Here is a 12,104-nt window from a genome sequence, read left to right as displayed (position 1 = left end):
CAACCAAACCCAAAATTATGATTTAAAAGAACATTTCAAATCTTAGTTGCTTTACAAAAAAATAACATCGCGTTAATTGTGTTAACTTTGCACCACTGAGAACATATCCCACATAGGCAAAAATATCCCAAGCGCCAATAACAGCACTATTGCCGCGATAAAGGTTATCAAAATAGGTTCTATTCTATCGGTCAAAACTTTTAGCTGATACTCAACTTCTTCATCATAATAGGTTGCAATATGTTCAAGTAAGTCATCAACGCGACCGGTTTCTTCACCCACTGCTATCATTTGCAAAATCAATGGTGGGAATAATTGACTATTTCGAGCAGCTCGAAACAAGGTTTCACCGCTATCAACGTTTTTGCCAATTTGCCTTACTTTATCCGCCATGTAGATATTGCTTATCGTATCGGCCGTTAACCTTAAGCCCGAAGTAATGGGGATGCCTGAACCTTGCACAATAGCAAAACTATGAGCAAACCGCGCTAAGTAAGAGTGCTCATAAATTTTCCCTATTAATGGCAGTCTTAATTTAATTTTATGCCAGCGATAGCGCCCTTTAGGAGTTGCCAAGTACCGCTTTAAAATCATCACTAAAACTAAAGAAAATAGTAAGATATAGCCAAAATAGTGAATAAAGAAGTCAGAGCTGCCCATTAAAATTCGCGTTGCTAAGGGTAAATCGGTTTTAAATTGGCTAAACATGTCAACAAACACCGGCAATACAAATACATTGATCACCACCAAGGCAATGAGCAAGGTATAACACACATAAACGGGGTAACGAGTGGCTTTTTTTATGTTTTTTTGCGTTTTTTCTGCCCGCTCAAGGTAATTTGCCAACTGCGCAAATGATTGATCAAGAAGCCCTGTATTTTCCCCAACAAGGATAATGCTGGTAATTAACTTGCTAAAGACTCTTGGGTGTTTAGCCATAGCAATAGATAAGCTGTTGCCTTTTTCAAGGTTGTCATGGACATCGATTAAAACCGCCTTAAAAACATTCGATTTGGTTGAGTCAGATAACCCCATTATAGCTTTTAAAATAGGTACGTCTGAGCGCATTAACGTGTGCATCTGCCGACAAAACATCATCACATCGATGGGTTTAACTTTGTCTGTCACCAATAGCTGTCGATTAAGGTTTAAGTTACTCGACAATTTATGTTTGGTTTGGCTAATGGTGATCGGAGTAAACCCCCTTTTGTTTAAAGCTTCAGCAACATGAGCACTTGAATTAGCTTGCAAGAAACCAGAATGCGACTTGCCTTCTTGATCACGGGCTTGATAGAAAAAATTGGCCATAAACCCCCTATTGGAAACTCATGGCTTCTGCCAAGCTTAACACTTCTGCAACCGTTACCAGCCCCTTACGTGCTAAATCGTATGCCGTCAAAGCTAAAGGCTGATAATTTTTACTGGCTTTAACCGCGGCACTGAATGCTTCTGCATCTTCTTTTTTTAATGCGGCGATCATATCTTCATCAAGTTCCAACAACTCAAATACCCCAATACGCCCATGATAACCAGTATAATTGCAAGATTGACAACCAGAACCGGTATAAAATGTTTGCTCTATGGGTGACTTGACCAAATTTTCTAACCAAACCTTTTCTTGTGGCTCAACCTCTTGTTCAGTTTTACAATAAACACATATTCGCCGGATAAGTCTTTGCGCCACAATCGCCCTTAATGCCGAGCTGACTAAATAGCCCATAGCACCCATATCAATTAAACGAGTCACACTGGCAATCGCATCATTTGTATGCAAAGTTGATAACACCATATGTCCTGTTATAGCGGCTCTCAATGCGATATCGACGGTCTCAGAATCACGCATTTCCCCAATCATAATAATATCGGGGTCTTGACGGAGTGCGCTTCGTAATACCCTGGCAAAATCCAAATCGATTTTCCGATTTACCTGTACTTGATTGATTCGCTCTAGGCGATATTCAATGGGATCTTCTACGGTAATAATTTTTTTCTCGGGGTGATTAAGCTCTGTTAAAGCGGCATATAAAGTGGTTGTTTTACCACTGCCTGTAGGCCCCGTCACGAGTACCATGCCGTGAGGTCGAGATATTTGCAGTCGCAATTGGTTGACAAGATCTAGCGGTAAACCCGTTTTATCTAATGAAATAACCCCCTTGCTTTGATTGAGCAAACGCATTACCACTGACTCACCGTATTGAACCGGCATTGTCGATAAACGAACATCCACTTCTTGCCCTTTAATCGATAGGTGAAAGCGCCCATCTTGAGGAAGCCGCTTTTCTGAGATGTCGAGATTCGCCATCAACTTAAGCTTTAGTACCAAGGCCGAGGCGATTTTAGGTTGATTAATAACATTCTCTTGCAAAAAACCGTCGATACGCTGGCGAATTCGAAACACTCTTTTCTCTGGTTCAATATGGACATCGGAGGCGCGCATTTGAACAGCATCTTCAAACACCGACTTTAACAACTTCACCACGGTAGCTCCGCCACTTTCATCAAGTCCAAGCTCGGTAAGCTCTAGCCCTGAGGGTTCGAATTGTTCTTGCTCTAATTGGCTGGCAAAAGAGGCGATATCTGCGGTGCGGCGATAGAGTTGATCAAGCGCACTAAAAAGTTGCGATTCGCTTACCGCTGCCACTTCGACATCTCTAGGGGCTAAATACACTTTCAGTTGATCTAATGCAGATAAATCGGCGGGATCACTCATGCCTACGAGCACGTTGTCATCATCAAACTCTAAAATTAAAACACGAAGTCTACGGGCATGCACTTCAGACAACAGAGCCGTTGATTGCGGTGAAAAAACACGCTTAGAAATATCAATGAACGGAACGTCAAGTTGTTTGGCTAAAAACTCCAATAACTTACGCTCGGTAATATAGCCTAAATCAATAAGGCAATCGCCAAGCTTACGATAGGTATTATTTTGCATCTGCAAGGCATGTTCAAGCTGCTCTTCAGTGATGATATTCTCACTGACAAGCAACTCTCCTAATCGTAATTTTAATTTTCTATACGCCACTCTAGTCCTCTAAATCGCTGAGCCTTTGCTGCACAAATTGGCTTGAACCAATCGACAACTTGCCATTATCTATGGCCGATTGATAGGCCATTCTAGCCTCATCAAGCTGGCCATTTTTATCTAGAGCGATTGCCAACCCTAACCACCATTGACTTTGTCTTGGTTTTAACTGGAGTAATTTTTTATAACTGTAAATCGCATCCACGTAATGTTCGGTTTCAACCGCTAAGTGGGCAAGAGCTTGAAGATATTCACTATTGTCGTTATGGGGCGAAGATAGCAATAGATTAAAGGCCTGATTCGGTTGCTGAACTTTTGTTAGAATCCTTGCCAACATTAAGCGAAATTCTTGATTGTGTGGTCGCAGGATTAAACCTTGCTTCAATAGATTTACCGCAGACTCTACCGCATCCTTGCCAAACCATAGAGCGGCGAGTTGCTTGCGAGCATTCACCTGATTTGGCGATAAAATAAGGGCTTCTTCAAATAGGTGCTCAGCCAGTGGGGCATCGTTGTTGTTAAGGGCCTTTATTGCTTGTGCTACTTTTTTATTGGCTAATTGCTGTGCAGTCAATTCAACTTCGATAATCGCAGCCTTGCCAACTGGTGGCATATGCTGTGTATCTGATTGACTAGCACTTGCTAATGCTCCGGTCCCCCCCAACAGCGCCAAAGTTATCAGGCTCAGTTTCAAAGATGTCTCCATCCTAATTGACCTCACCAAACCATTGCTGCAATAAAGCGCGCGCATCTTTAATTTGATCCTTCCATGTATCCTTACCAATAACGATAGGTTTAAGAAGGATCACCAACTCTTTTTTCTCCGTCATTTCTTCGCGATTGGTAAATAACTCACCAACAAATGGAATATCACCAAGCAAAGGAACTTTTGAGACCAGCTCTGATTTGGTCGATTCAATAAGCCCACCAAGGACAATTACTTCGCCAGATTTGGCTTTTACAATGGTATCTGACTCTCGCACTCTAGAGCGGGCTAAAGGCAAGACAATGTCTTCTTGGCTAAAGCTTAAATTCTTTAGTTGTTCAGAGGTGACGGTTACCGAGGGATGGACATGCAAGATCACCTCTCCATTGCCATTAATTTGCGGGGTGACATCCAAGGAGATACCTGAAAAGAAAGGCGTCAAATCAATTTCCGGGGTCACTGTGGTTGCGGTTCCGGTGATCGTGGTGGTGGAAATTTGGGTAACAAAGTATTCATCTTCACCCACTTTAATAACGGCTTTTTGATTGTTTGTTGCGGTGACTCTTGGGCTTGATAACACTTGAACTTTACCTTGGGTCGACAGTAGATTAATTAATCCCGAAAAATCTGTGCCGGAAAGGGTTAAGCTAGTCGCCCCGCCAATTACCGTACTAATAGCATTTCCAGCAATATCCCCGGCGGTATCAAACCCAATACTACCACTGCCGACATCCCCTAACGCCGACCAAGAAATACCTTGCTGATAATCGTCATTTAAGGTGACCTCTAAAATTTTCGCTTCAATAATCACTTGGCGGCGCAATTTTTCTTGAGACTTTTTCAAAAAGTCCTCTATCGCTCTGATTTCATTAGGCAAAGCTTTTACGGTAATTAAACCCGCTTGGGGCGCAACAATAACCGTTCGACCATCTTCGGTACCGATTAATGTTTGCAACGTAGACTGCAATTCCACCCAATAATCGGAAACATTTTCCGTGTAAATGTTGGTTCCAGAGCGAGAGTTATCGCCGTGACTAGAACCACTATAGCGCGTATTCTCAGGGTATGAACCGATTAAATTGGCGCGCCCTGAATTGATGTTGTTTTCATCATTATCAGCGACCCCACTAGAGTTAACTCGAGTACTGGATAAACCAGAGCGCTTTAAATATAAATAGTCGAGCTCAATCGTTTGGGTTCGCATACCCGCTGGATATACTTGAATCACCCCACTGTCACGTCGAATATCATAACCATATAAATCTTGAACGATTTCCAATGTTTCATTTAATGTGACTTCGTTTAAATCCAACGTAATATTGCCACTCACATCCGGATGCAGAGCGACAGAATAGCCACTTTCGCGTACAAGGGCGGAAAAAAAACTGCTCGCAGGCGTATTATTGGCCAAAACGTCCATACGTTTTTCCAGCAAAAGTATATCTCGGGCATCTGAGAAACCATTTATGATGGTATCTTGGCGCACCGACAAAGGAATTTGCTTTAGTGAGTTTCTTTTAATTGCTCTCCTTTGTGGGTCATATTCACTTGCCAATGCACGATCGGTTGTTGCTTTGTCGTTTTGTTGCGCTGGCAACGGGGTGGCATTAGCGCGCTGTTGCGATGGCTGTGACGATGTGGGGCCTGCCGATTGACAAGCGACAAGGGTGATTGAAAAGCATAAAACAAAACTATGAGATAAAAACCGTTTTAACATTTTCACTAATTAATCACCTTGGTTGAGAATAACGACAATTCAACGGTTTTTTGACCGTCTGCCAGAACAACTTTATTACGACTAATAGACTGTACGGTAAAACGCCCAAGCTTATCGCCTTGCTTTAACATTTTTTCATTAATGATTGCTGTGCGCTTCGGCGCTGATCCGATAATCGATGTTAATGAAATAGATAAGCCTTGAGTCTGCTCAGTCGCCAACGATTTATTTAAAGGGCGAGTAGGATCAGACTGAGCCTCAACACCCCCAACATATACAGTTAACAATAGCATCATCAAAGACTTATACACCGATAAACTCCTTATTTGAACTTAAACTATACAACCTTAATTGCAGTTTTGCCTTTGGATAAGCTATTACCTGATATTCAAAATTTTGCCATTGTAAACGCCATGGTAAACCTTCAACCATTTCAAGATAGTCTCTCAATTGGAAATAACGTCCCTCTAACGTGATATCTAAACTGTGCCGATACAAAATAGGGCTAGTCGCATCGACAGGTGCAAGCTGCTCAACGGTTAATTGTTCTACAGGTAAAGCATTAAGGCTCAGCAACTTTACCCCTGGTTTAAGAGCAAGTATTTGAACAAGTGCTTTACGCATATTCTTTGGGGACATTAAGTCTGTGGTGAGGGCCAATAATTGGTAATCAAGTTTGTCTAATTGCCGTTGCTGTTGTTCGATTTGCTGACTAACTGGATTGTTAGGATTTTGTTCTAAGCGCTCAAGCGCGTTGGTCAAATCACCTTGTAATTGTTCATTGTCGCTTTGTTGAAATGCGATTTGTTCCTGCACAGATGTTTTTTTGCTCAAAAAGCTTTGGTAGCTAACAAAATAAAACAATACAATCACAACAGCAATGCCCATGATAAGAACACTGTACTTGTCTTTTCTAGACAAAGCGGAGAATCTCTCAGACTGTAATAACCACCACTCATTCATCGTCAACCTCACCTTGGCCAGGATCAGAACTGACTTTAAATTGAGTTTGCCCTTGCTCATTTTCAACTAACGTAAAATGTTGAAAACGCTGCTTTTTCATATAATCAGACTGCTCGAATCCCGAAAGCCACAGTGGTACCGAATTCGCCTCTTTCGCTTCACCGATAAGTTCAATATTCAAATTATTAACCCGAATAGTCGATAAACTGATTTCTGGATGATGAAAATTCGCGAGTTCATTCATCACCTTAGAAAAACCTTGTTGTGTTTTTTGCAGTTGAAGTTCTAATTGTTGATAAAAGCGGGTTTTAGTTTTCACCTGACTTTTAAGAATGTTTAGTAATTCGATTTCAGCCTCAGAACCGGCTGCCTGATCAAGCTGATTTTGCGCTTGCTGAATTTGGTGTTCTAAGTCGCCTTTGCTAACGGTTAACTCCTGATATTCTTCGAGTTTAAGAGCAAGTTGTTGTTCTAGCCAAAGATGCCCCAGCAATAACATTGCAAACACTGCGAGCCAAGTCAGTACAACATTTTTTAAGCTCAGCCAACTTTGGGTTTCGACCAATTCGGCCACTAATAAATTGACCCTAAGCTTAGTCATGACGAGACTCCATTAGGGTTAGTTCAATGATCCCGCCAATGCCTGCAGCATGTGCCCTATTACTATAAGGATCGGGCATTGCTAGTGATTGCACATCTAACAGGGTATTTTGCATCAGTTTTTCTATGATCAGAGGTTCATGCTCACTGGGTAGTAAAACACGTATATATTGTATTGATTGCTGTTTAAGCTGACGTTCAAAGTAGTCCATCGATTTTTGTAATTCGACGCTTAATGCATCACAGATACCGCCTTCAAGTTGCGTTTCATCCATCTGGCTAATCGCACTGAAGCCACGTAGTTTACGTTGAAAATATATTTGTCCGGCCTGTACAATCAATAAAAATACTTCATCGCCTAGCGGCTGATACACCAACAATACCGGGGTTGGGGATATTTCCAGCAAATTAGCAAAAGCAATTTCTTCGCTGATGATGGACTTTAACTGTGCTTTGGTTTTATTCACACTACGATAGACTTGTTTCAATACCGATAATTGACTGCACACCACATTCACTTTGGCTTTACCGGCAACCGTGATTGGGTAATCAGCATAATCAACCACCATATCTTCAACAGGAATGGGCACAATATCTTTGATTTGCCACTTCAAGGCGGCAGCAACTTCATCTTCTGGGACATTCGGTTTGTCTGTCTGTAAAGCATAATAAAGTGAAGAAGGCAGTACCAAGACCCCATCACCATGGATTTTTTTTCTTGGAAACAGGCTTTCAATTCGTCTACAAATGTCTTTAATAACCGTGGTTCGCCATATCTTTATGCTGTGCTCATTTTTATCTCTATCGAGCAAAATAAAGCTCATCTTCTCCTTGCCAACGGCCATGCAGAAATGTTGCTCACTAATCTTATTTGAAAAGAAACGGGTAAAAAACTTAAGCATAAAAAGCCTTTGTTGCCTTAGTCTAAAATAGAACCGATAAAATGACCTCCTAAAGCATTTAACGTCGCCTTAAAGGTTGGTTTGCAAAAACTTGCGTCGCATTCGCTATTGGTGATTTTAATCAACTGAATTAATATTGAAGCATAACCATTGCACGAAACAATCTTCTATGCCCAAACTTGAGTCTCCACTAAAAATACTAAGCCCTATAGTAAACATAGACTTACCTTGCCTAAAAAAACATAAAATAACGTTAATTATAAAAAGAGACGACTGTATACACCCGATAATTTCAGGTAATAAGTGGCGTAAGCTTAAATACAATTTAGTCGAGGCTAAAGCACAAAATAAATCGATTATCATCAGTTTCGGTGGCGCTTTTTCTAATCACATTCACGCCCTAGCCTATGCCGGTAAAGTACACGGGATAAAAACACTTGCGATCATTCGCGGAGAGCCAGAATATCAGTCTAACTTTACCCTAACGCAAGCAAGAAAATGGGGAATGACACTCAAGTTTGTTGATCGCGCTACCTATAAATTACGCCAGCAAGAATCGTATCAACAACAATTATTACAACAATACCCAAATAGCTACTTGGTACCTGAGGGTGGCAGTAATCAACTCGCGTTACCTGGCGTTGGCGAGGTTATTAGTGAGCTAAATCAACAAACCAATTTTGATTATCTACTCACCCCCGTAGGTAGCGGTGGCACTTTGGCAGGCCTAGTCAAGGCCGATGCCAATCAACATCACTTGTTAGGTATTGCAGTGTTAAAACATCAAGGCTACTTGAATGACGAAGTAAACACCCTGCTACAAGATAACGAGTTATTTACCAACTGGCAGATCCTCGATGATTTTCATTGCGGCGGGTATGGTAAGTTTACAGCTGAGCAGGCCGAAAAAATAAGGGCATTTTCCTTACAGACAAATGTCCCGTTTGAACCAGTGTACTCAGGAAAAATGGTACTGGCGTTTTTGACTTTACTGGAACAAGGTTACTTTAAACCCAACTCAAAGGTAGTGCTGTTACATACCGGTGGTTTACAGGGCTTAGGCGGGCTTTGTGAACGAGGAATACTTGATAAAGCGCAATGGCCAGTGCCTAATTTTAACCTCGCTTAAGGCTATTCCGTTAACGCCCCTATGGCATTGTAATGATTTTAAGGCACCAAAATAAGAATGCGCTTTTTATTGATTGGCTTTGATACTTGGTTATCTAAGCTTACTAGCGACTAAACCAGAGTATTTAAGCAAAAAAAAACCTGCTAATAAGCAGGTTTTTTATGACCAATAAAGGCGAGATTACGCTTCAGCGATAACCACAACTTTGATGGTTGCATCTACGTCTGCGTGAAGGTGAATAACGATTTCGTATTCGCCAGTTTCACGGATAGTACCTAAAGGAAGACGAACTTCTGCTTTAGCTACTTCAACGCCAGCTTCAGTGATAGCATCAGCGATGTCTTTAGTACCGATAGAACCGAATAGTTTACCTTCGTCACCGGCTTTAGAAGCGATAGTAACTTCAGCTAACTCAGTTAATTTAGCAGCACGAGCTTCAGCAGCAGCTAAAACGTCAGCTAATTGCTTTTCTAACTCAGCACGACGAGCTTCAAAGTGCTCAACGTTTGCTTTTGATGCGATAACTGCTTTACCTTTTGGTAATAAGAAGTTACGAGCATAGCCAGACTTAACTGTAACTTGATCACCTAGACCGCCTAACTTGGCAATTTTATCAAGAAGAATTACTTGCATGTTAATAGCCCCTTAGGTTACTTGTGTAAATCAGTATATGGTAATAAAGATAAGTAACGAGCACGCTTGATCGCACGACCAAGTTGACGTTGATACTTAGCTGAAGTACCTGTAATACGGCTAGGAACGATTTTACCACTTTCAGTGATATAATTTTTTAACGTAGCGATGTCTTTGTAATCGATTTCGCTTACGCCTTCTGCGCTAAAGCGACAGAACTTACGACGTCTAAAAAAACGTGACATGGGATTTCTCCTAATATTTGGTGTTCTTTTTAATTCAAAATTGAATCAAAATACCACCTAATTAATCATTTCAATCTGTTGGGCGTGTAATACCAAAACAGGGTTTCCGCTTCGGGTTTCGTGACGATTAATAAAACCGCTCACTTTTACATTACTGCCCGCAGTTAATTCACGAGTAATGTGCTTTGTCCATTGGCCTGTTGCCACAACTTGCATTCTGACATAGGCTTGACGAGTTAATCCATCTTCAACAACCGTAGAACGATGTTCTAACGTGAAGCGACAATGGCTAATACCCGCCGGGCTTACTGACACGTCAGCCGTTTTAACGATCTGACCGGTCAAAACAAGACAATTTTCAATCACAAAGTACTATTCTGCTGCAGCTTCTTCAGTAGCTGGAGCTTCTTTAGCAACTTCTTTTTTCTCGCGGCGGTCTTCTTTAGCAGCAGCCATTGGAGATGCTTCAGTTACCGCGTCTTTCGTGCGCATGATCATGTTACGAATAACAACGTCGTTATAACGGAAAGAAGTTTCTAATTCATCAATAACTGACTGAGGCGCTTCGATGTTCATAAGAACATAGTGTGCTTTGTGCAGTTTGTTGATTGGGTATGCTAACTGACGACGACCCCAGTCTTCTAGACGGTGGATCTTACCTTCAGCGGCAGTGATCATGTCTGTGTAACGTTGGATCATACCAGTTACTTGTTCACTCTGATCAGGGTGAACCATAAATACGATTTCGTAATGACGCATTACGAGCTCCTTACGGTTGTAGCCTCTTGCTGGCTCAGCCTAGTACCAGTATAAAGGCAAGGAACAAAATATATGGCTGATTTAAGGAGGCGTATTGTAGGTAAAATAAACAATGAACGCAAGCATTTGTTTGAGGCAATTATTTGGGTTAACAGCTGTCAGTATTTTTTACACTTCAAGCCAAATTGATCCGCAAGTTCATGCTCTAAGGCTTGATCTAAACTGCTTAATTAGGGTTGGTCTAAATATTGCTTTGGAAAGCGATAAATAATGCGGTAAATCGATTTAACAACCGAGGTTGAATGGGTAACGAGTATATCTTAACAATGACCTTGTAAATGACCTTAACAATGACAGCGAACGAACTAAGAATAAGCGTAAATAAATGAAATCCAAAAAGGAAGGATTACTGCTGATCCTGTTTATCTTAATTTTTATTTTTATGATAAACCAAGCAACGGCAGCTGAGGGCAAAATCAATCAACAAACCCGCATAGCGCACGGTTTGTTGATACCATGCACCATGCTCTTAAGTTGAGTACTTATGTAGGCTTATAAATGCGCTATATATTTTAGTCAGCTTAAGAAAGTGCAGACAACCTTTGTCTAACAATTTCAAATAAGCAAATACCCGACGCTACCGATACATTCAAACTCGATACACTTCCAGCCATCGGTAATTTAATCAATTGGTCACACGTTTCTCGCGTTAACCGACGCATGCCTTTATCTTCAGCGCCCATCACTAACGCTATCGGGCCGGTTAATTGGCATTGATAAATAGACTCGGTTGCTTCCCCTGCTGTACCAACAACCCATAGCCCCATTTCTTGCAAAGCTTTTAAGCTACGAGTCAAATTCGTTACTTGTACTAAAGGAATGCTTTCTGCCGCTCCAACCGCGACTTTACGAACCGTTGAGGTAATTCTTGCGGCATTATCTTTCGGCACAACAATGGCCTGCACCCCGGCGGCATCGGCATTACGTAAACAAGCGCCTAGGTTATGTGGATCAGTGACCCCGTCAAGCACCAATATAAAAGGTATTTGCTTTTGCCCTAAGGCTGAACCAACAATGTCGGTTAAATCATTTTCACTGTATACCTTGCCCGGTTTTACTCGTGCAATGATACCTTGATGTTGCTCACCTTTACTTTTTTCATCCAGTGCTTTGCGGTGCGTAAGTTGGATTGAAATACCATACTTTTGCGCTAAGTTAATCACCGTTTTTAAGCGTTCATCTTCTCGCCCTTTTAACAGCCAAAGCTCAATAAAGCGTTCTGGAGCACGCTTAATTAATGCTGTAACAGCGTGAATACCAAAAACCAACTCGTCGTGTTTTGCCATGTGAATCTTCTTTAATTGTATCTAAATCGTTTTATAACATCGGCCTCACCGGCCGACTTGCTAAATAAAATTATCTGAG

14 protein-coding genes are annotated in these 12,104 nt (G+C 41.4%); 1 reads left to right on the top strand and 13 read right to left on the bottom strand.

Going from position 1 to position 12,104, the window contains the following annotated elements; all coding sequences use genetic code 11:
* Positions 1 to 81 precede the first annotated feature (81 nt).
* The 8 genes from ACAY00_RS02215 to ACAY00_RS02180 are packed head-to-tail and all read right to left on the bottom strand — an operon-like array spanning position 82 to position 7,913.
* Positions 82 to 1,308 carry a type II secretion system F family protein gene (locus ACAY00_RS02215; RefSeq protein ID WP_371376631.1) on the bottom strand — a complete coding sequence of 409 codons (1,227 nt, stop codon included), beginning with the start codon at positions 1,306 to 1,308 and terminating at the stop codon, positions 82 to 84.
* A 7-nt stretch (positions 1,309 to 1,315) separates the two neighbouring features.
* The gene (locus ACAY00_RS02210; protein WP_371376627.1) at positions 1,316 to 3,025 is read right to left on the bottom strand and encodes a GspE/PulE family protein; all 1,710 of its coding nucleotides are present in this window, start codon (positions 3,023 to 3,025) and stop codon (positions 1,316 to 1,318) included.
* A gap of 1 nt (position 3,026) precedes the next feature.
* Positions 3,027 to 3,719: a tetratricopeptide repeat protein gene (locus tag ACAY00_RS02205; RefSeq protein WP_371376625.1), complete on the bottom strand. Its 693-nt coding sequence runs from the start codon at positions 3,717 to 3,719 to the stop codon at positions 3,027 to 3,029.
* Between the two features lie 13 nt (positions 3,720 to 3,732).
* Complete coding sequence (mshL, locus tag ACAY00_RS02200; RefSeq protein ID WP_371376622.1) at positions 3,733 to 5,448, bottom strand: pilus (MSHA type) biogenesis protein MshL; 1,716 nt, start codon at positions 5,446 to 5,448, stop codon at positions 3,733 to 3,735.
* Between the two features lie 5 nt (positions 5,449 to 5,453).
* Positions 5,454 to 5,759: a hypothetical protein gene (locus ACAY00_RS02195; RefSeq protein WP_371376619.1), complete on the bottom strand. Its 306-nt coding sequence runs from the start codon at positions 5,757 to 5,759 to the stop codon at positions 5,454 to 5,456.
* Complete coding sequence (locus ACAY00_RS02190) at positions 5,752 to 6,411, bottom strand: hypothetical protein (RefSeq protein WP_371376616.1); 660 nt, start codon at positions 6,409 to 6,411, stop codon at positions 5,752 to 5,754. The genes ACAY00_RS02195 and ACAY00_RS02190 overlap by 8 nt, the downstream gene beginning before the upstream one ends.
* Complete coding sequence (locus tag ACAY00_RS02185) at positions 6,404 to 7,012, bottom strand: PilN domain-containing protein (RefSeq protein ID WP_371376613.1); 609 nt, start codon at positions 7,010 to 7,012, stop codon at positions 6,404 to 6,406. The genes ACAY00_RS02190 and ACAY00_RS02185 overlap by 8 nt, the downstream gene beginning before the upstream one ends.
* Positions 7,005 to 7,913 (bottom strand): hypothetical protein, encoded by a 909-nt coding sequence (locus ACAY00_RS02180; protein ID WP_371376611.1) that lies wholly within the window; start codon positions 7,911 to 7,913, stop codon positions 7,005 to 7,007. Before ACAY00_RS02180 ends, ACAY00_RS02185 begins: the two co-directional genes overlap by 8 nt.
* Before the next feature lie 169 nt (positions 7,914 to 8,082).
* On the opposite strand from ACAY00_RS02180, the gene ACAY00_RS02175 reads away from it, so the two are divergent.
* Positions 8,083 to 9,042, top strand: coding sequence for a 1-aminocyclopropane-1-carboxylate deaminase/D-cysteine desulfhydrase (locus ACAY00_RS02175; RefSeq protein ID WP_371376608.1), 960 nt, complete (start codon positions 8,083 to 8,085; stop codon positions 9,040 to 9,042).
* 180 nt (positions 9,043 to 9,222) lie between these two features.
* Here the strand turns inward: ACAY00_RS02175 and rplI are convergent, their stop codons facing one another.
* From rplI to rlmB, 5 genes are all read right to left on the bottom strand, one after another.
* Positions 9,223 to 9,675, bottom strand: a complete 453-nt coding sequence (gene rplI, locus ACAY00_RS02170) for a 50S ribosomal protein L9 (protein ID WP_371376604.1) — start codon at positions 9,673 to 9,675, stop codon at positions 9,223 to 9,225.
* A gap of 17 nt (positions 9,676 to 9,692) precedes the next feature.
* Positions 9,693 to 9,920, bottom strand: a complete 228-nt coding sequence (rpsR, locus tag ACAY00_RS02165; RefSeq protein ID WP_136734056.1) for a 30S ribosomal protein S18 — start codon at positions 9,918 to 9,920, stop codon at positions 9,693 to 9,695.
* 57 nt (positions 9,921 to 9,977) lie between these two features.
* Positions 9,978 to 10,235 (bottom strand): primosomal replication protein N, encoded by a 258-nt coding sequence (gene priB / locus ACAY00_RS02160; protein ID WP_371376601.1) that lies wholly within the window; start codon positions 10,233 to 10,235, stop codon positions 9,978 to 9,980.
* 57 nt (positions 10,236 to 10,292) lie between these two features.
* Entirely contained in the window at positions 10,293 to 10,679 is a 387-nt protein-coding gene (gene rpsF, locus ACAY00_RS02155) for a 30S ribosomal protein S6 (protein WP_371376598.1), read from the bottom strand.
* A gap of 581 nt (positions 10,680 to 11,260) precedes the next feature.
* Positions 11,261 to 12,025 carry a 23S rRNA (guanosine(2251)-2'-O)-methyltransferase RlmB gene (rlmB, locus tag ACAY00_RS02150; protein ID WP_371376595.1) on the bottom strand — a complete coding sequence of 255 codons (765 nt, stop codon included), beginning with the start codon at positions 12,023 to 12,025 and terminating at the stop codon, positions 11,261 to 11,263.
* Between the last annotated feature and the right edge of the window lie 79 nt (positions 12,026 to 12,104).

This window comes from Thalassotalea sp. 273M-4 (assembly GCF_041410465.1).
GTDB lineage: Bacteria > Pseudomonadota > Gammaproteobacteria > Enterobacterales > Alteromonadaceae > Thalassotalea_A > Thalassotalea_A aquiviva.
Note: the sequence above shows the minus strand (reverse complement) of the source record. Positions and strands in the feature narration are given on the sequence as shown.

Excerpts from the sequence above, each read along its gene's own strand:
- rlmB (WP_371376595.1), bottom strand. The coding sequence starts at position 12,025 with ATGGCAAAACACGACGAGTTGGTTTTTGGTATTCACGCTGTTACAGCA.
- rpsR (WP_136734056.1), bottom strand. The coding sequence starts at position 9,920 with ATGTCACGTTTTTTTAGACGTCGTAAGTTCTGTCGCTTTAGCGCAGAA.
- rplI (WP_371376604.1), bottom strand. The coding sequence starts at position 9,675 with ATGCAAGTAATTCTTCTTGATAAAATTGCCAAGTTAGGCGGTCTAGGT.
- ACAY00_RS02180 (WP_371376611.1), bottom strand. The coding sequence starts at position 7,913 with ATGCTTAAGTTTTTTACCCGTTTCTTTTCAAATAAGATTAGTGAGCAA.
- ACAY00_RS02190 (WP_371376616.1), bottom strand. The coding sequence starts at position 6,411 with ATGAATGAGTGGTGGTTATTACAGTCTGAGAGATTCTCCGCTTTGTCT.
- ACAY00_RS02175 (WP_371376608.1), top strand. The coding sequence starts at position 8,083 with ATGCCCAAACTTGAGTCTCCACTAAAAATACTAAGCCCTATAGTAAAC.
- rpsF (WP_371376598.1), bottom strand. The coding sequence starts at position 10,679 with ATGCGTCATTACGAAATCGTATTTATGGTTCACCCTGATCAGAGTGAA.
- ACAY00_RS02215 (WP_371376631.1), bottom strand. The coding sequence starts at position 1,308 with ATGGCCAATTTTTTCTATCAAGCCCGTGATCAAGAAGGCAAGTCGCAT.
- mshL (WP_371376622.1), bottom strand. The coding sequence starts at position 5,448 with ATGTTAAAACGGTTTTTATCTCATAGTTTTGTTTTATGCTTTTCAATC.
- ACAY00_RS02185 (WP_371376613.1), bottom strand. The coding sequence starts at position 7,012 with ATGACTAAGCTTAGGGTCAATTTATTAGTGGCCGAATTGGTCGAAACC.